The organism is Brachybacterium tyrofermentans, from assembly GCF_014897585.1.
GTDB classification, from domain to species: Bacteria; Actinomycetota; Actinomycetes; order Actinomycetales; family Dermabacteraceae; genus Brachybacterium; species Brachybacterium tyrofermentans.
This window is the reverse complement of sequence record NZ_JABUXW010000010.1, coordinates 22,557-41,131: the sequence shown is the minus strand read 5'-3', so window position 1 is coordinate 41,131 and position 18,575 is coordinate 22,557. Positions and strand designations below refer to the sequence as shown.

Sequence of the window (18,575 nt, the reverse complement as noted above, 5' to 3'; positions counted from 1 at the left end):
GACGTACCTTTCCGGTCAGGGAAGAAACCTTGTGACACGGATGCTCTCATACCCTCCCGTGCCCAGCTGGGGGCGCGATGTGGAGGAACAGCCTCGCCGCCTCCTTCGACGAAGTTTTCCACAATTGTCGGAGTGGGCCTCCCCGCAGTCCCCCGTCCCGTAGCCTCTGGCAGAACTCGGTCACGGGGATCGGGCAGGGAGCTGGAGGACGACGTGGCGGGTGCTGCACCGGTGATGAGACTGCGCCGACCACGGTGGAAGGATCCTCGGCTGATCGTGGGCATCGTGCTCGTCGTCGCCAGCGTCCTGATGGGGGCGCTGCTGGTCTCCCGCCTGGCAGAGACCACGCCGGTCCTGGTGGCGCGCTCACCGATCGTCCCGGGGGACGTCATCGGGCCCGAGAATCTTGCCACGGTCGAGATGCGACTGGGCGAGCAGGACGGCCTCTACGTCGGAAGCCTCGACGCCGTCCCGTCCGGAGCGGTGGCCACTCGAACCGTCCAGGCGGGGGAGCTGATCCCGCTCTCTGCCGTCGGTCAGGCCTCCGACGTCCCGCTGCGGCCGATCGTGATCCCGGTGGACGCGACCGTCGCCGAATCCGTGGCTCCCGGCGCGACGGTCGAGCTGTGGCACACCAGTCCTGAGGCTGACGACGGCACCAGCGCCGACGCCGAGCTGCTGGTGTCCGCGGGCATCGTCCGGAACATCGACGAGGGAAGTTCGCTGGGAATGCGGTCCATGGCCGTCGAGGTGCTGGTTCCCCAGGCGGATCTTCCTGCGGTGCTGAAGGTCCTCTCCCGTGATGAGCGCCTGGACGTGATCGGCGTGCCCGGAGCGCATGGGGTCGCCCCGTGATCGATGTCGTCCTGTGCGCCTCCGGGAGTGACGAGGTGCGCATCGTGCATGACCTGGCCCAGGAGAAGAGCGGCACGGCCAGAGTGGTGCGTCGATGCGCGGATCTCGCCGAGACGATGGCCGTGGTCGCCGCCGGCGTCGGGGACGTCGTCCTGATCGATGTCTCGGTCCGTGGTCTGGGGCGAGATCCTTTGGCGACGCTGATGCGTGGAGCAGCCGTGGTGGGGCTGCGTTCCGAGGAGGCGCCGGACCAGACGTCGCTGGGCCTGCGTCACCTGCTCCCGTCCTCCGCGCCCATCGCCGAGATCCTCGCCGTGCTCGACGCCGCCGTCGCGCCGACGGAGCGCGAGGAAGCCTGGGTGCAGGAGCCGGCGATCGATGGCCCTGACGAGGCGGGCCGCCTCGTCGTCGTCTGGGGCCCCGGAGGTGCTCCCGGGCGGTCGACGATCGCGGTGAACCTGGCAGCAGAGGCTGTGCTGGCCGGAGAGCAGACCGTCCTGGTGGACGCCGATACCTATGGTCCGGCGCAGAGCCAGATGCTCGGGGTGCTGGACGAGACTCCGGGACTGGTGGCGGCCTGCCGAGCGCACGACCGGGACACGCTCGACGCGGAATCGCTCGAGGCGCTGCTCCCCAGCGCTCAGCCGGGGCTCCGACTGCTGAGCGGGATCGGGGTCCCCGCTCGCTGGTCCGAGGTGCGTCGCACCTCGATGGATGGCCTCTGGCAGGCGCTGGCACGTCGTGGCGACCTCGTCGTCGCCGATGTCGGACCGGTGCTCGAGGAGGACGAGGAGCTCAGCTACGACACCGCTGCGCCGCAGCGGAATGCCGCGACGATCAGCGCCCTGGAGAGCGCCGATGTCGTGATCGCCGTGGTCGCCGCCGACCCCGTCAGCATCACCCGTCTGCTGCGGGACCACTCCCGGCTCGAGGAGCTCGGGGTCCACGAACTCCATGTCATCGTCAACAGGGTCGGCTCGCCGATCCCCGGCGATCGGGTGCGGGACCTGATCACGTCCCGGATGCAGGTCGCCTCGGTGCACCTGCTCCCGGACGATCCCATCGCCTGCCGGACCGCGGCATGGGATGGCGCCCTGCTCTCGGAGTCCGCGCCCCGTTCGGCTCTCCGCAGAGCGCTGCGCGATATCGCAGCCTCCGAGGCGATCCTCGGGGCGAAGGAGACCGATCCGGTGGTCGTGGACGCGACATCCGAATCGTGAGGCTGCCGAGGGAGATGGGTGCAAGGGTGAGAAGATGGTGGCCATGAGGATCTACCTGCCGCTGAGCGCCGAGGACCGGACCACCCTGGAGAACTCCTCCTCGGGGCTCGAGCTGATCGCGGGGCGAGCAGCCTGGGGCGTCACGGGGCCTGCGCGCACCGGCAACCCAGATCAGGACGAGGAGGATCTCGAGTACGAGGCCATGCAGGACGCCGTGCACGTCGCTCTGCTCTCCGCCGACGCAACGGCCCGCGCTCTCGTGATCGCCGCCGATGCCCCCGATGGGGACGTCGCGGCCGCCGAGGAGAACGGCGGTGCGTTCGGTGTCGAGATCCGTGGGACGACGCGGGCACGCATCGCCAGCTTCCACGTGACCGAGCTGGACGCTGCCGCCGCAGAGCAGGACGACACCGACCCTGCCCTGCTCTGGTTCGACGCCTCCGAGGGAGCTGACGCGCTCGCATATCTCGAGGGCTCCGCCGGGAGCGGGGCGGTCCCGCCTATCCCGAACGCCCCCCTGGCCTGAACCCGCAGGAATCTCCGGCCTGGACGCGGGCATCTCCGGCGAGAGACCGCAGGCCAGGCAGGTCCCGACGGGCGCCCGTGACGCCCGTCGGAGTGCGAGCGCGGATCAGCTGCTGGCGCGATCCTGGTACTTCTTGGCGGACTTCTCCTCGGCGCGCAGCACCTTCGAGACGTAGGGGAGAGCCGCCTTCTCGAGCTTGGAGCCGAGCAGCGGGATCTTGGCCACCAGATCGCCGTCGATGTCGACGCTGCTGGTCAGCTCGCCCGTGGGGGCGAGCCGCAGCGAGGCCTTCATCCCTGCGGGGGTGCCGACCACCTCGAGCGTCATGGTGCCTGTGCGGCTGCCGTCCGGTTCCGGCGCGGACCAGGACTGCTCCTCGCGGATCGTCACCGAGGATCCGACGAACGGGCGCACGATGTCCGGAACCTTGTCCGTGGGCATCGCGAGCTCGGTGCGCACGGTGAAGGCTCCGATCGGATCCCCTTCGACCGTCGCGGCGGCGCTCTTGGCTCCGAGCGTCTCCTTGCGGATCGCGGTGTACTCCTCGTCGGCGTACATCGTGGCAGCGGTGCGCGCGGACAGCGGCAGGTTCAACGTCTCGCGAAGCTTCATTCCTCGTCCTCCCCGGTGGATCGGTCGGTCTCAGCCTATGTCAGGAGCGCCCGTGGGCACGACGTGCTCGTCCCTCGTCCTGGCCACTATCCTGATCCCATGCCGAGCCTGTCCAAGTTCCTCTCCGACAACCGTGGACTCTCCGAGAAGGAGGCCGACTGGTTGCAGCATCTCGTCGGGGACTGGAACCTCGTCTCCGACCTCCTCCGCGCCGACCTCGTGCTCTGGATCCAGGGGGTGGAGGGTGCTCACGCCGTCGCCCACTGCCGGCCAGCGACCGGTTCGACCGTCTACTACGAGGACCCCGTAGGGATCGTGATCACGGACGAGCAGGAATCCTCGATCCCGTCCCTTCTCGCCGGCGCCGAGCCCACCAGGGAGCCCGAGCCCATCGAGCGCGAGGGCCGCGAGGCCACCGGCCTGCTGGTCCCTGTGCGCAAGGACGGGCGAACGCTGGCGGTGCTCGCCGCGGAGAGTCCCCTCAGCGACGGTTCCCGCTCGGCGAACGAGGTGCACCAGCACGAGCTCGGGCGCCGCCTGCTGCGGATGCTCGAATCCGGGGCGTTCCCCATCGAGGGGGCCCCGATCCCGCCGCGACGCGGTGCGCCGCGCGTCGGCGACGGCGTCGTGCAGCTCGACGCCAACGGCGTGGTCCGCTGGGCCTCTCCCAATGCGCTCTCCGCTTTCCACCGATTCGGCATCGACGGCGCGATGGAGGGAATCACCCTGGCCGAGCTGTCCACGGACGTGCTGCAGTCCCGATCGCCCGTGGACGAGTCCCTGCCCCTGGTGCTGATGGGTCGCGCGGCCTGGCGCTCGGACATGCAGGCACGGGGAGGGACGCTGTCCTTGCGCGCCGTCCCCTTCACAGAGCGCGGCGTGCGCACCGGTGCCGTGATCCTGGTGCGCGATGTGACCGAGCTGCGCCGCCGCGAACGGGAGCTGATCACCAAGGACGCGACCATCCGCGAGGTCCACCACCGGGTGAAGAACAACCTGCAGACGGTCGCCGCGCTGCTGCGCATGCAGTCGCGTCGGATGAAGTCCGATGAAGCGCGTGAGGCGCTCAGCGAGGCGATGCGCCGGGTCTCGACCATCGCCCTGGTCCACGAGTCCCTGCTGCAGGGATCGGAGGAGGCGGTCCACTTCGATGAGGTGATCGATCGCTGCCTGCGGCTCGCCGTCGATGCCGCCAGTGCCACGGTGCACAGGGCGGGGGCGCCGCGTCTCACCGAGACCCAGGTCGAGGTGCACACCGAGAAGATCGGTCGGGTCGGCTCGATCCGTGCGGAGGAGGCGACACCATTGGCCCTGGTGGTCACGGAGCTCGCCACGAACGCGGTCGAGCACGGGCTCTCGGAGACCGGCGGAACGCTCACGGTGCGCAGCGAGCGCGTGGGGTCCCATCTCGTGATCAACATCGAGGACGATGGCGACGGGATGGGAGCGGCCAAGCCCACGGGGCTGGGCACGAACATCGCGATCACCCTCGTGCAGGGTCAGCTGGGCGGGACGCTGACCTGGCAGGTCCGCCCGGGGGGCGGTACGTGCGCTGTCGTCGACGTCTACCTGGACCCGCTCAGCCTCTGATCGGGTCAGCTGCAGGCAGGACTCGCGTCGGAGTCTCCACCGGGGTGTGCTTCGGCGCGGGGGTGTCCCGCGGCGCTGGAGTGTCCTGCGGCGCCGAGCAAGGTCGCGCCGCAGGACGAAGCGGTCAGCTCGCGCGGCGGGCGCGGGCGTTGCGGCGCTTGAGGGAGCGGCGCTCGTCCTCGGACAGGCCTCCCCAGACACCGGAGTCCTGACCGGACTCGAGAGCGAACTTGAGACAGGCGGTCATGACGTCGCACCGCTGGCACACCGCCTTCGCCTCCTGAATCTGGGTGATCGCCGGGCCGGTGTTCCCAATCGGGAAGAACAGCTCGGGATCATGGTTGAGGCACTCGGCACGGTGGCGCCAGTCCATCGTCACTCTCTCTTTCCAGAACGCCACGCCTCACCCCTCGGGGCGCGACGCGGCGAGGGTCGCTCCGGGTGGGGCGTTCTCGGGTCTCCGGCTCTGGGGCGCGGCTCCGAGGGCGGCTGATGCTGCTGCGGAGCGCGGCGTCGTGGACGAGCCGACTTCCATTCTCTGGGCCGGTCGCGGCCTCGACAAGGGCTTGCGTGCCCGACCTGGGTGGCACTTCCCACACGGGTCCGCAGGGGCGTGATGCCCCGCACTCAGGCGTTGCGAAAGCGCTCGCGGAGTGCTTGGGGTGTGCTCCAGCTCGGCGTCAGGCTGGCGTCGGGCTGGCTTCGGGTCGTCGTCGGGCCTGCGCCGAGGGCGGGTCCCGACGGTCTGCCCGGATACAGTTCCTCCATGCCCATCGATTCCCAGACTCCTGGATCCGGCGCGTCCCGACGCGCCGGTGAGCGACCGGCGGATGCCGACGATCCCGGCCCGCGCACCCGTCCGACGGTCGCCGCGCTGCTCGGCGTCGAAGCCCTCATGCTGGCTGCCGCCGCCACCTACTGCTTCCTGCTGGTCCCGGCGGGGGAGATCCCCTCCAAGCTCCTGACCGGTCTGGGGATCTTCCTGCTCGTCTTCGCCCTGGGAGCTGCCTTGGCGGCGCGGTCGATCCTGGTGAGAGGCCGTTTCGGTCTGGGCTATGGCATCACCTGGCAGCTGTTCCAGGCACTCGTGGGCGTGAACATGCTCCGCGGAACGCTGTACTGGCAGGGCGCGCTCGCCCTGGTCCTCGCCGTCGTGCTGTTCCTCCTCCTCCTGCGCCTGGTGCGTTCCACGCCCCTGCCCGAGAGCGTGCGCCGGAGCTGACCCTCCAGCCTGGGCCAGGGCCAGGGCCAGGGCCAGGTCCGGTACCGGTGTCGATGACGGCGTTCCGCGTTCCGGGGCCTGGGGCCAGCAGAGTGCGGGTCCCAGGCCCCGTCCGGCGCACCACCGCGTGGGGCGGGCGGGTTCAGGCCCTCATTCGTTCGCCGCCAGTGCAGCGGCGGGAGCCGTCCGGGCCGCGGTGCGTCCCGGCAGCACCGAGGCCAGTCCTCCCGCGAGGACGGCCAGCACCAGCACCAGGCCCACCTGCGCCCACGGGATCGTGATCGAGACCGGATAGGCCGAGCCCAGCAGCGCCTCGATGCCGAGCACCCCGTAGGCGCTGCCGAGGACGATGCCGAGCACCGCTCCGACCAGCGCGAGCAGCATGCCCTCCCAGCCGAGCATCGCCCGCATCTGACCGCGGGTGGTGCCCAGTGCCCGCAGCAGGGCGTTCTCCCCGGTGCGTTCGATGACCCCGAGGCTCAGCGTGTTGGCGACGCCCACCAGGGCGACCAGCACCGCGACGGCGAGCAGGCCGACGGTGATGCCGAGCAGGATCGTGAGGATCTGCCCGTAGGACTCCCGTTCCATGCCTCCGAAATCTGCGGATGCCTCCGAGTACCCGTTGCCGTTGATCTGCTCGTTCACGGCGTCGACGAGGTCCAGTGCGGCCACGCCCTCACGGGCCGGCGTGCCCGGGTCCGCGAAGTCGGCGAGCACCACCGGTGAGGTCTCGTCCCCGTGCAGCTGCTCCAGGGTGGAGGGCGTCACGAGGGACATCTGCAGGTTCGCATCGATCTGCACCCGCAGCTCGTACGGGGAGCCGTCGGCTCCGTCGACCGACAGCACCTGGCCGTCGGTGACGCCGAAGCTCTCGGCACGTTCCTGCCCCAGGAGCACCACACCGTCCACGAGCTCGTCGGCCATCTCCGGTCGATGCGAGACCTCCCGCACCGTCTCGGGGGTGGCGCTGTAGAGGGTCATCGGCTCCGTGGACCCGACCTCGATGTCGCCGCGGGCGGAGGCGATGGCGGTGTCCATGCCCCGGATCGCCATGATCTGCGCGGCGGCGTCCTGCGGCATGTCGGCTGCGGAGACCACCATGTCGATCGGGCGGCGGGAGTCGAGCTCCGAGGTGAGGGTCTCCTCGGCGGTCCGGGCCCCGACGGCCATCATGGTCATCAAGGTGGTGCCGATCAGGAGCGCTGCGATGGTGGCGGCGCTGCGTCGGGGGTTGCGGGCCACGTTCGCGCTCGCGATCCTCGCCGGGAGGCCGCCGACGCGACTGATGATCCGGCCGACGATGGCCGACAGCGGGCGGGTAATGATGACCAGCGTGAGCAGGACGCCCGAGAAGCTGATGACGCCTCCGGCCAGCGCGAGGAGGATCCCGAGCGAGGCGACCTGGTTCACGGCGAGGACGGTGCCCGCCACCATGATGGCGATGCCTGCCGCGACACCGATCAGGCCCAGCATGCCCCGGATCCCGAGTCCACGACGCAGGACCGGCGGAGCCGGGCGCAGCGCCTGCAGCGGTGCCACCCGGGTGGCGGAGCGCATCGGGGCGAGGCTCGCCGCGAGCGTGATCGCCACGCCGGCGAGCACCGGGAGCGCCACGGACCAGAGGCCGAGGGGGACCAGCAGGACGCCATCCAGCCATCCGAGCCCCGCGGCGGCGGCGAGCGCGGCCTGCGTGAGGAGGTGCCCTCCGAGCATGCCGAGCACCGCACCGATCACTCCGACGGTCAGGGACTCGCGCAGCACCACGCCGCGCACCTGTGACCGGGTCGCGCCGAGGGTGCGCAGCAGCGCGAGGCTGCGGGTGCGCTGGGCGACGGTCACCGCGAAGGTGTTCGCGATGACGACGGCGCTGGTGAACAGGGCGATCACCACGAAGACGGCGAGCATCATCGCGAGGGCCCCGAAGCCGCGCATGATCTGCGAGGCGGACTCCTCCTCGGCCTCGTCGACGGTGCGCACGGTGGTCCCGTCGCCCGCGGCCTGTGCCGCGACGGTCGCAGGATCGGTTCCCGCGGGAACGCTGGCGAGCCAGCGGTCGGTGATCGCCCCGGCCGTCGGCCCGAGCAGCGCCTCGGCGTTCGCCTCGGAGACCAGGATCTGCGGGGTTCCCCCGAAGACGGCGCCCGTGGGGGCCGGGGCGATGCCGACGACCGTGAAGCGGTGCTCCGCGCCGCTGGCCGAATGATCGGCGGGCAGCACGACGGCGTCGCCGACTGCGACCTCGAGCGCCTCGGCGGCGTTCTCGTCGAGCACCACCTCGGAGGCGGACGAGGCGGCCGTCCCCTCGGAGAGGCCGTCCTGGCCCGACGCGCCCGGCGGACGCATCGAGGCCGAGAGGACGGCACTGGAACCGGTCGCGGAGTCGAGCTGGATGTAGTCCATCAGCTGGGGCCAGACGGCGTCGGCCCCCTCGATCTCGGGCGGAGCAGGCGGGGTCTGCGAGGACCACTGCTCGTCGGTCATGGGACGCTCGATCGCGAGATCGGCGCCCTCGTACTGCTGAGACGCCTGGGATCGCAGGGACGCCTGCATGAGGTTCCCGGCCAGCACCATCACGGCGACGAAGGCGCAGGACAGGGCGATGGTGACGACGGCTGCGAGATGCCGGCGCAGCGGGGTGAGCTTGACGGGGACGCGGCGGGCCATCAGCGCTGCCCCCGCAGGTCCTCATCGCTGGCGATCCGACCGTCGGCGAGGGTGACGATCCTGTCCGCACGCTCGGCGGCATCCCGCTCATGGGTGACCATCACGACGCTCTGGCCGAACTCGTCGACCGAGAGCCGCAGGAACTCCAGGACTTCCTCGGTGGTGCGCGAGTCGAGGTTGCCGGTGGGCTCGTCGGCGAAGACCACGGCGGGGGACGTGACCAGCGCGCGGGCGATGGCGACGCGCTGCACCTGGCCGCCGGAGAGCTGCGAGGGGAGATGGGTGAGGCGGTCGCCGATCCCGAAGGCCGAGGTGATGGTGTCCAGCCAGGCACGGTCCACCCGTTTGCCGGCGAGTTCGAGGGGCAGCAGGATGTTCTGTTCGGCGCTGAGCATCGGCAGCAGGTTGAAGGACTGGAACACGAAGCCGATCCGTTCGCGGCGGAGCTTCGTGAGGGCGTCGTCGCCCAGTGTGGTGATCTCGGTGCCGTCGATGCTGATGGAGCCGCCATCGACGACGTCGAGCCCCGCCAGCGTGTGCAGGAGCGTCGACTTGCCCGAGCCGGAGGGGCCCATGATCGCGGTGAACGCGCCGCGGGCGACGTCGAGATCGACCGCATCCAGGGCGGTGACGACGCCGGCACCGGTGCCGTAGGTGCGGGTGACCCCGCGGGCGACGATGGCGGGGGCGGTGGACGTCGCGCCGGTGGGGTCGCCGGGGGAGGGCTGTGCGGCGAGGGACTGGGCAGTCATCGGGATCCTTCACGAAGAGGTAGGCGGTCATCGACCATGCTCCTGCCCCGATCTGCTCCGCGTCGTCAGTCCGTGGTCCCGTGCAGGGCAGCGTTGTCCGACCTCAGGATGCTGTCATGTCATACCCGGGAATGACGCGCGAGGCAGATCCCGATGCTGCATGGCGGCAGACGGGGTCGCCCGCTCTGAAGCATGTGGCCGTCGGCCCACGCCTGTCCGTCGCCTCAGCCGGCGCCGGGGCTCACCAGGCCGGTCTCGAAGGAGACGATCACGGCCTGCACCCGGTCCCGGGCGCCGAGCTTCGCGAGGACACGGCCCACATGCGTCTTGACGGTCGCCTCGGCGACGAACAGCTCCGCGCCGATCTCCTGGTTGGAGTAGCCACGGCCCATGAGCGCGAGGACCTCGCGCTCGCGCTCGGTGAGCACGTCGAGCACCGAGGTGTCCTTCTCCTGGGGCTCAGGCGCGGCGATCACGCGGGCGAGCAGGCGGCGGGTGGCCGACGGGGCGATCACCGCGTCGCCGCTGTGCACCGTGCGGATCGCGCCGAGCAGGTCCTCGGGCTGCGCATCCTTGAGCAGGAAGCCGCTGGCGCCGGCGCGGATCGCGGAGACCACGTACTCGTCGAGGTCGAACGTGGTCAGCACGATGATCTTCGGGGCACGGCCCTCGGGGGACTGGGCCAGGATCCGAGAGGTCGCCTCGATGCCGTCCATCCGGGGCATGCGGACGTCCATCAGCACTACGTCGACGGTGCGTGCGCGCAGCTCCTCGACCGCCGCCGCGCCGTCGGAGGCCTGGGCGACGACCTCGAGGTCGTCCTGGGAATCGATCACCATCGCGAAGCCGGCCCGCACGAGAGGCTGGTCGTCGACCAGGGCGATGCGCAGCGGGCGGTCCAGTGGTGAGGTCATCGGGGAGCTCCTCCGGGGTGGTGGGGTGGCTTGGTGCGCTGCGGTGCGGCGCGCGGTGCCGTGTGGGTGACTGTATGCGTCGGGGTCGCCGCCGGCCGGATGGGGTCGACGGACGGTTCGGGCTGGGAGAGCTGGTGCCGGGGTCGGTCGGCGGTCTGCGACGCCGCGAGAACGCATCCGTCCAGCGGGATGATCGCCTGCACCCGATAGCCGCGTTCCAGGAGCGGCCCGGCCCGGAGCACCCCGCCGAACACGGCCATCCTCTCGCGCATCCCGGTGATCCCATGGCCCTCGCCGTCGGACTCCGGGTCGGTGCCCTGGCCGTCGTCGAAGACATCGATCTCCAGCCTCTGCGGTGTGCGGTGGATCCGGACCCTCGCGGAGGCTCCGAGCCCGGCGTGCTTGAGCACATTGGTCAGGGATTCCTGGATGAGCCGGAACACGGACATCCCCAGGGCTTGAGGGAGGTCCTGGATCCGGCCCTCGAGGTCGAGGGACACGTCGAGGCCCGTGGCCCGGACCCGCGCGATCAGGTCCTCGAGCATCTCCGGCCCGGGCTGCGGGCCGAAGCTGGTCTCATCCTCCTGGCGCAGAACTCCCAGCAGGGAGCGCATGTCGGCGAGCGCGGCCCGCCCGGTCTCCCCGATGGTGGAGAGCACCTCGGCGGCCTTCTCCGGCTTCTGGGCGGCGACGAAGCGGCCGCCGTCCGCCTGCGCGATGATCACGGACAGCGAGTGGGCGACCACATCGTGCATCTCGCGGGCGATGCGCGCACGCTCGTCGGCGACGGCCAGCGCGGTGCGCTGCTCCCTCTCCCGGATGGCCTGCTCCGCCCGGTCACGGGTGAGCGCGAGCTGCCGCACCCGGGCGCGCTGGAGGCTCGCCAGGGCCCAGATCGCGACGATGGTGATGCTGCCGACGAGGATCAAGGTGCTGAACATGATCGCCGCCTGGAGCGGACCGCCGTACTCGTCGCGCACGGCGCCCACGGTCCACGAGGTCGCCTGGACCAGGACGCCGAGGAATCCGGCGCCGACGCCGAGACCGTGCACGAGGCGCGAGCCGTAGGCGACCGCGCAGAACATCGCGTAGAACGTGAGAGCATCGCCCATCACGACCGGGATGCCGACGAGGACATGGAGCAGGGCCAGGCCGCCGATGACCAGGACCCCGAGGGCAGGACGTGTCCGGCACACGGCGCCGGTCAGGATCATCGGTACGGAGAACACCGTCCACCAGCCGAACGACCCTGTCCAGAAGCCCGAGAGGAGAACCAGGACGGCGGCGGCACCGAAGACGATCAGGTCGACGGTGCCGGGGTTCTCGATGATCCAGCGGAAGGGGTCGGAGCGGCGGACGCGCCCGTCCGGCACGTCGGGCCGCGCATCGGATCCGTTCGTCATGGGATCGAGCGTACGGGGATCAGCACGCGTCGCGCGTCAGACCGCAGTCGGACTGTCCGTCACGGGTCGGATCGGGTCAGAGCAGGGTCTGCGGCGGCTCGAGCAGCTCCGGGCCGTCGTTGCCCACTGTGCCGACAGCCGGATCCACCTCGCGCACCTCGAGCGTCGTGTCGTCGAGCAGATGTGCGTCGTCCAGGATCCATTCCTGCGCCGCGTGGCGATCGTCCATGGCGGTGTCCAGCCAGGCATCGATCTCGCCGCGGCGCAGCATCACCGGGGTGCGGTCGTGGAGCTCGGCGAGGTCACCGGTGGCCTCCCGGGTGATGATCGTGGCGCTGAGCAGGAAGGTGCCGTCCTCCGTGGCGGCGGGCCCTTCATGCTGCCCGGGCCCCTTCCACCAGGAGACCAGAGCCGCCATGTACAGCGGAGATCCGTCGGCTGGGCTGATGAAGTACGGCTGCTTGCGCTTGCCCTTGTCGTCCCGCACCCACTCGTAGTACCCGTCCATCGGGACGATCGCCCGATACCGCCCGAGGCTCCCGCGGAAGCTCGGCTTCTCCCCGAGCGTCTCCCTCCGGGCGTTGAAGGTGCGCGAGGAGAACGAGGCCTCCTTCGCGAACGGGGGCAGCAGGCCCCAGCGGGCGACCCGGAGGGCACGGACCACCTCACCGGTCTCCTTGTCCACCGATTCCGTGACCACGTGGATCGGCGCCGTCGGAGGGATGTTCCAGCGGCTGCGCAGATGCGGATCGGTGAGGTCGACAGCGCCCAGGTCGTCGACCAGCGGGTCGATCTCCTGGAAGAAGGCGAAGCGCCCGCACATGTCAGGAGTCCTTGGCGGAGGGGCTGTCGTCGGACGGCACGGTCGGCACGCCATGGCGAGGGGTGAGCCGGGCGTCCTCGCCCGTGTAGGCCTCGGCATCGCGATGCAGGTTCTTCAGCCGGATATCGCGGCCCTGGTCGATGAGGTCCTCCCGCTTGGACTCGGCCTTCTCCGCGCCCTTGGACTCCCGCATGGGCAGGTCGAGGGTGTCTTCCGCCGGCTTGCCCGACTCGAGCTCGCGGGCCCGCTCGAACTCGGCGTCGACCTCCGCACCGAGGATGATCACGATGTTGATGATCCACAGCGCGAACAGCACGGCCATGATGCCGCCGATGGCGCCGTAGCTCGAGTATCCGGCCACGGTGCCCATGTAGATCGACAGGGCGACGGCGGCGACGGCGACGCCGACGATCGCGAACACGCCGCCGGGGGAGATCAGCCGGAACGGCTTGGCGATGTTTGGAGCGCCCCAGTACAGCAGGGAGACGAGCACGAAGGCGAGGAGCAGGATCACGGGCCACTTGACCCAGGCCCAGATCGGCAGGAACGACTCGGTGAGGAAGGCGAGCACCCCCTCGGCGCCGATCGTCGAGGCGATCGGCCCCAGCACGCCCTCCACGAGCGACTGGTTCAGGAGGACCGAGACCATCACCAGGAGGATGCCGAGGATCATCGCGATGGTCAGACCGAGCATCGAGAGGGTCAGGCGGATCGGTCCGCGACCCTCCGGCACCTCGTAGACCTGGTTCGTGACCCTGCCGAAGGCCTTGATGTAGCCGGAGGCGGACCACAGGGCGGTGGCGATACCGATGATCAGCGCGATCGTGCCGCCGGTCGCCGATCCCATGAGGGAGGTGATCGTCGAGCTGACGGCCTCGCCGGCGCCGAGCTCGGACCCGCTGGCTGCGGACGAGATGCCCTCCGTGATGAGCTCCGCGATCTGGTCCTTGATGGGGGCCAGCAGCAGTGTGGCCAGGGAGAACAGGGCCAGCAGCGTCGGCGCGATCGAGAGCACCATGAAGTAGGTGAGCTTCGCGGCCTGGTCGGTGCCGCCGTCGCGCGAGAACTCCGAGAGCACGCGCTTGGCCATGTACTTCACGGTGGGGAGGCTGAGTGACGAGGAGGACGAATCGGGGGAGTCGGCCATGAGGAGGGCTCCTGAGGTGTGGAGGATCTCGAGGACAGGTGCTGTCATCCTGCCATGGGCCGACGCTGGGAGAGTTATCCACAATTCCTGACATCTGCCAGCGAAGGCCCTCGGTTCGTCCTACAGTGACCGGCGTGCGTGTGAAGCGTATTCCACGATCGGAAGGGACCGGTCGGTCGGCTCGAGAGGGGACTGGATGGACACCGCCGCCATCATCGAGGCCGAATCGCGGGAGTTGATCCGCCGCCGAGGCCTCGACGCGCAGGCGGACCAGCTCGAGCCGTTGATCAGGGAAGTGGTGGCCGACTACGACCGTCGCTCCTCCTCCGGTGAGGTGCCGGTCCTGCACGACGACGATTCGACGGTGGCCGAGGTCGCAGCCCGCATCGGCGGCTACGGGGCGCTCCAGGAGATGCTGGATGATCCATCGGTCGAGGAGATCTGGTTGAACTCGCCGAGCCAGGTGTTCTGCGCCCGCAACGGACGCAGCGAGCTGACCACGATCGTCCTGTCGGACACCGAGGTGCGCGGGATCGTCGAGCGGATGCTGGTGAGCTCCGGGCGCCGACTGGATATGAGCACGCCCTTCGTGGATTCCCTCCTTCCCGACGGATCGCGCCTGCACGTGGTCATCCCCAGCGTCACCCGGGCTCACTGGGCGATCAACATCCGCAAGTTCGTCGCGAAGGCCTATGACCTCGGAGGGCTCGTCTCCCTCGGGTCGCTCACGACTCAGGCGGCGGACTTCCTCGATGCGGCGATCGCCTCGGGTCTCAATGTGATGGTGAGCGGGGCGACCGGCGCCGGGAAGACGACCTTCCTGCGGTGCCTCTCCCAATCCGTCGGCGCCCGGGAACGCGTCGTCACGATCGAGGAGGTCTTCGAGCTGGACCTGGGCCTGAGGGACGTGGTCGCCATGCAGACCAGGCAGGCGAACCTCGAGGGAACCGGTGAGATCTCGATGCGTCGCCTGGTGAAGGAAGCACTGCGTATGCGGCCCAGCCGAGTCATCGTCGGAGAGGTCCGGGAAGCGGAATCGCTGGACATGCTGATCGCCCTGAACAGCGGGTTGCCCGGCATGGCCTCGATCCATGCGAACTCCGCGCGCGACGCCGTCACCAAGCTCTGCACCCTTCCTCTCCTCGCCGGGGAGAAAAGAGAATACAGGGTGTGCAAGTTTTGGTGCCGACACGAGTTCAGTCAGCAGTGGTCTGAACAACAGGGGGCGAGTCCCTGCCGATGCTTGCTCGCCTTCCGACCGACCCGGCAACGAGGAGTCCCGTTCGCAGTTGTGGGCACGCGAAGGGCCTATCAAGCGCACTTCCGCGGGTCCCGCCGGTCTGATAGGTTTAGAGAGTTCGTAGCCTGAAAGCTGGGGGCGGACCCAGTTCAAATCTGGGGCGTCCTAGAGGTCGTGGTGGCACTGCTGATTCTTGGCGTCGTGCGTCTACTGAGTGAATGGTCCAAGACCAAAAGCGAATGTGACAACGACAATAAGTACGGGAGGTTCATCATGAGAGCAGACATGTCGAAGAAGTTCTACAGCAAAGTGACCGCTTGGCGGTCGAAGTGGTCAGGGCGGAAGTTCTGGCAGTACGTAATGGAATCCATGTGGGCTTACGGCGCTGGTGTATTGGCGGCACGCCCCCTTCCTTGAGGTTGCGAACAGAAGAAGGTCCCAGGCGCGCGCCGGGGCCTTCTTCATTTTTGTCACTAGCTTCGACGGCGCACTTGCAGGTTCTGCGTCGAATCTGGCGTCGATTCGAGTTTGTCCAGAACGGCTCTCCAAGCCCCCTCCAGTAAGCGACGGATCGGCGAGACTGATCCCATGGACTGGAAGCTAAATTCCGCGCAAAAGACAATCCTTGATTGGCTGTGCACATCTCCGGAGAGTGCGCCGCCAACGGACTCCTGGAAGCATGCAGCTCGGGCACTTCAGGGGCGCGAGCTCGTCTCGATCTCCCGCGCCGGCGGCAAGTACTCGGTCGCGGTCACGGACGTCGGGCGGCATATGCACCAGCATGGCGAGTACCCGGTGGACAGTGCGGGAGGGCGACAGACGCGCCAGGCAGGTCGGAAGGCACATTCAGCCGCCGGCTCCCACGCATCCAAGGAGGCCCGTACTGCGAAGGCTTCGGTCCAGCCCAAGCCGATGGTGGTCACACCGCCGGTGTTGAGTCCCGAGCTGGCGAGCAGACGATTCCTACGACCCCATCCTGTGGTGAAGGCGCTAAGGGATCGGCCGGTGGCTCTACCGGCGGACGTAGCTGGTCGGCAGCGCGGGCTCCTTGCTGCTGATCTTCTGGTCGCCGCAGCTATCGAAGCAGGTTTCACCGTCACGGCACACGAACAGCCGAAGAAGCGCACATCCGGCTCTCCGTACACGGGGGACCCGCTGGTGACCTTGAACGCTGGCAGCGCAGAAGTGGTCGTGAGGATCGGAGAGTACGACCGCCAGGTCGAGCACGTGAAGACCGAGGAGGAACTCAAGCGTGAGCGCCGTTCGGGATACTCATGGTCCCGTCGGTGGGACTACGTGCCTACGGGCCTGATCTGCCTGCGTCTCTACACCCGACTCGGAACGCCGACGCGGCTGGTCGAGACCGTGTGGAAGCCGCTTCATGAGTTCATCCCGCGCGTTGTTCATCTGGTGCAGCTCGCGACCGAGAAGGAAATCCAGCTCGAGGCATCTCATCGGCAGCATCGCCGGCGCGAAGAGGAGCGCCAGAAGGCAGCTCAGCTGCTCGCGCAACGCCGCGAGCACTATGCCCAGTGGGAGAAGAAGCTGCTCGAGGGCGTTGAATCCTGGGAGCGCACGAAGCAGATGCGTGCCTATCTGCATGAGTTGAAGTCTGGGTCGGGGCCAGAGAGCGCAGACTTCATCTCCTGGGCGGGGGAGTACATCGAGCAGCTCGACCCGGTCGAGGGGTTCGAACCTCCGGAGGGCGAGATTCCTGACCTGACTCACGGAGAAGAGTCTCGGATGCGCAGCAAGCCCGCACCGGGCCTCTTCGACCTGTGGAGAACGTAGTCGCGGGGGAGCGCACCGGCTAGCCTGATCGATGTGGCAGAGCGAGGGTTGATCTACGGTCGTGCATCGCGGGATCCCAAGCACCGCGGAACCAGCGTCGACGACCAGATCCGCGAGTGCCAGGCGTGGGCGGACCTGAACGGTGTGACCGTGCTGAGCGATCACATCATCCGGGATGACAACCGCTCAGCAAGCGCATCAGCGAAGCGGGAGCGCCAGGGCTTCATCGAGGTGCTGACACTGATCGCAGCCGGTTCAGTCGACGTCCTCATCGTCTGGGAAGCCTCACGTGCAGCGCGAGACCTGGAAGCGTTCTTGCCCCTGCGTGCCGCGTGCCTGGGGGCGGGCGTCGACCTCGTCTCCAAGGGGCGACGCTACGACCTCTCGCACTCCAACGACTCGTTCAACGCGAGCCTCGATGCTCTTATCGCCGAGCGCGACGCCTCGGATATTCGGGACCGAAACGTCCGTACAGTTCGTCGTAACGCAGAGCTCAAGCGCCCCCACGGTCGCCTTCCATATGGCTACAGGCGTGTCTACGACGCTACGACGGGCTCGTTGCTGGACCAGTCTCCGTACGTCCTTGACGACGGCACTGGATCGCCAGTGGAGGACGATCAGGGAGCGTTAATGCCGGTGCTTCCTGACTCCGACGAGCCGAAGGTGCTCTCACCGGAAGCCCAGGTGCTCGTCGCGGCCGCCACGCAGATCCTCGACGGGGTATCGCTGCGCAAGGTCACCATGGACCTGAACCAGAGAGGCGTGCCGAGCCCGCGGAGGCCGAGCACCAAGACCCTTGAAGAGAACCCACGGGGCGTTGTCGAGGCATGGCATCCCGCTTCGCTCCGACAGCGTCTGGTCAACCCGACCATCGCTGGTAGGCGGATCCACCAGGGACAGGACATCGGGGAAGCAACGTGGGCACCGATCATCGAGTACGGGACCTGGCTGAAGGTGAACGCTGTTCTCAGCAACCCATCCCGGCGGTCGACACCAGTTCCTAGAGGGCCTGCTCCACGCCACTTGCTGTCCCACATCGCTCGTTGTGGCGAATGCGGGGCCCGAATGAAGGCACGGACGAATATGTCCCGCATGCCACGGGCCTATACCTGCGACCACGAGGGGTGCAGGAAGGTCACCATTACGGCCCCCAAGGTCGACAAGATGGTCGAGACGCTCGTACTTCGACTCTTCGAGACCGATGGGTTTCGCCGCTTCCTCACCGAGGCCTTCCGGCAGCGGCCGCAGGCGAAAGATTCGGGTCCGGATCTCCACGCTCTGATAACGGCGAAGGAGAGCGAGCGGGATGACCTCGAAGAGCTGAGGGGCGCAGGGGACATCTCTCTGCGTGCCTACGCTGCCGAGGACCTGCGCATCGAACAAGAACTCGATCAGCTGCGGAGCCAGGAGGTCGCCCCGGTCACCTCGCCGGCCTTGCGACGGATGCTGAGTGCCGGATCTGTGGCTGCCGGTTGGGGCGAGGCAGACCTCATGGACCGTCGCGACGTGATCCGGCTGCTGCTCGATGTGCAGATCCACAAGGCGACCAAGCGCGGCCGGGCCTTTGACGTCTGGCGAGTCGACGTGCTCCCCGGCGACTTCCTGCTCGATTCTTGGGATCGACAGGCCGGGGCGGACGTCGAGGAGGGCGAGCCGGCGCAAGACGGTCCGGACGCCGGGAAGGCTTAGTTGCCGGTCGACTCGTCAGATGCGGGGCCGTCGCCGTGTTCGGGGCCGAGGAGGTCTACAAGCCGCCGTGCGACCTCGGGACTAGGGGCCGGGAACCGGTCAATCATGCGGTCGAGCCATTCCTCGA

Annotated in this window: 16 protein-coding genes; 8 read left to right on the top strand and 8 right to left on the bottom strand. The window is 68.8% G+C overall.

All coding sequences use genetic code 11. The features are described 5' to 3' along the window. The first annotated feature begins 213 nt into the window (after nt 1-213). The 3 genes from INT49_RS08895 to INT49_RS08885 are packed head-to-tail and all read left to right on the top strand — an operon-like array spanning nt 214 to nt 2,601. Entirely contained in the window at nt 214-855 is a 642-nt protein-coding gene (locus INT49_RS08895; protein WP_193117382.1) for an SAF domain-containing protein, read from the top strand. Next, nucleotides 852-2,075, top strand: coding sequence for an AAA family ATPase (locus INT49_RS08890; RefSeq protein ID WP_193117381.1), 1,224 nt, complete (start codon nt 852-854; stop codon nt 2,073-2,075). Before INT49_RS08895 ends, INT49_RS08890 begins: the two co-directional genes overlap by 4 nt. Nucleotides 2,076-2,118: 43 nt before the next feature. Next, nucleotides 2,119-2,601 carry a DUF6912 family protein gene (locus tag INT49_RS08885; protein WP_193117380.1) on the top strand — a complete coding sequence of 161 codons (483 nt, stop codon included), beginning with the start codon at nt 2,119-2,121 and terminating at the stop codon, nt 2,599-2,601. A gap of 105 nt (nt 2,602-2,706) precedes the next feature. On the opposite strand, the gene INT49_RS08880 is transcribed toward INT49_RS08885, so the two are convergent. Further along, nucleotides 2,707-3,213: a DUF2505 domain-containing protein gene (locus tag INT49_RS08880; RefSeq protein ID WP_193117379.1), complete on the bottom strand. Its 507-nt coding sequence runs from the start codon at nt 3,211-3,213 to the stop codon at nt 2,707-2,709. Between the two features lie 99 nt (nt 3,214-3,312). On the opposite strand from INT49_RS08880, the gene INT49_RS08875 reads away from it, so the two are divergent. Continuing rightward, nucleotides 3,313-4,803: a sensor histidine kinase gene (locus tag INT49_RS08875; protein WP_193117378.1), complete on the top strand. Its 1,491-nt coding sequence runs from the start codon at nt 3,313-3,315 to the stop codon at nt 4,801-4,803. Nucleotides 4,804-4,927: 124 nt separating this feature from the next. On the opposite strand, the gene INT49_RS08870 is transcribed toward INT49_RS08875, so the two are convergent. Beyond that, nucleotides 4,928-5,176 carry a WhiB family transcriptional regulator gene (locus INT49_RS08870; protein WP_193117473.1) on the bottom strand — a complete coding sequence of 83 codons (249 nt, stop codon included), beginning with the start codon at nt 5,174-5,176 and terminating at the stop codon, nt 4,928-4,930. A gap of 393 nt (nt 5,177-5,569) precedes the next feature. On the opposite strand from INT49_RS08870, the gene INT49_RS08865 reads away from it, so the two are divergent. After that, entirely contained in the window at nt 5,570-6,025 is a 456-nt protein-coding gene (locus INT49_RS08865; protein WP_193117377.1) for a hypothetical protein, read from the top strand. A 150-nt stretch (nt 6,026-6,175) separates the two neighbouring features. Here INT49_RS08865 and INT49_RS08860 read toward each other — a convergent pair whose 3' ends face one another. The 6 genes from INT49_RS08860 to INT49_RS08835 all read right to left on the bottom strand — a co-directional run bounded on the left by INT49_RS08860 (nt 6,176) and on the right by INT49_RS08835 (nt 13,776). Further along, entirely contained in the window at nt 6,176-8,689 is a 2,514-nt protein-coding gene (locus tag INT49_RS08860; protein ID WP_193117376.1) for an ABC transporter permease, read from the bottom strand. Then, the gene (locus INT49_RS08855) at nt 8,689-9,441 is read right to left on the bottom strand and encodes an ABC transporter ATP-binding protein (RefSeq protein ID WP_193117375.1); all 753 of its coding nucleotides are present in this window, start codon (nt 9,439-9,441) and stop codon (nt 8,689-8,691) included. The genes INT49_RS08860 and INT49_RS08855 overlap by 1 nt, the downstream gene beginning before the upstream one ends. Nucleotides 9,442-9,665: 224 nt before the next feature. After that, complete coding sequence (locus tag INT49_RS08850; protein ID WP_193117374.1) at nt 9,666-10,355, bottom strand: response regulator; 690 nt, start codon at nt 10,353-10,355, stop codon at nt 9,666-9,668. Beyond that, on the bottom strand, nt 10,352-11,758 hold the full coding sequence (locus INT49_RS08845) for a sensor histidine kinase (protein ID WP_193117373.1): 1,407 nt from the start codon (nt 11,756-11,758) through the stop codon (nt 10,352-10,354). The genes INT49_RS08850 and INT49_RS08845 overlap by 4 nt, the downstream gene beginning before the upstream one ends. Nucleotides 11,759-11,834: 76 nt before the next feature. After that, on the bottom strand, nt 11,835-12,581 hold the full coding sequence (locus INT49_RS08840) for an SOS response-associated peptidase (RefSeq protein ID WP_193117372.1): 747 nt from the start codon (nt 12,579-12,581) through the stop codon (nt 11,835-11,837). A 1-nt stretch (nt 12,582) separates the two neighbouring features. After that, nucleotides 12,583-13,776 carry a YihY/virulence factor BrkB family protein gene (locus INT49_RS08835; RefSeq protein WP_226850021.1) on the bottom strand — a complete coding sequence of 398 codons (1,194 nt, stop codon included), beginning with the start codon at nt 13,774-13,776 and terminating at the stop codon, nt 12,583-12,585. Between the two features lie 148 nt (nt 13,777-13,924). Between INT49_RS08835 and INT49_RS08830 the strand changes: the two genes are divergently transcribed. The 3 genes from INT49_RS08830 (at nt 13,925) to INT49_RS08820 (ending at nt 18,448) form a co-directional block, all read left to right on the top strand. After that, the gene (locus INT49_RS08830; protein WP_226850019.1) at nt 13,925-15,097 is read left to right on the top strand and encodes a CpaF family protein; all 1,173 of its coding nucleotides are present in this window, start codon (nt 13,925-13,927) and stop codon (nt 15,095-15,097) included. Nucleotides 15,098-15,556: 459 nt separating this feature from the next. Further along, a complete protein-coding gene (locus INT49_RS08825) occupies nt 15,557-16,759 on the top strand; it encodes a hypothetical protein (protein WP_193117371.1) in 1,203 nt (400 codons plus the stop codon). A gap of 33 nt (nt 16,760-16,792) precedes the next feature. Beyond that, a complete protein-coding gene (locus INT49_RS08820) occupies nt 16,793-18,448 on the top strand; it encodes a recombinase family protein (RefSeq protein WP_193117370.1) in 1,656 nt (551 codons plus the stop codon). Nucleotides 18,449-18,575 lie beyond the last annotated feature (127 nt).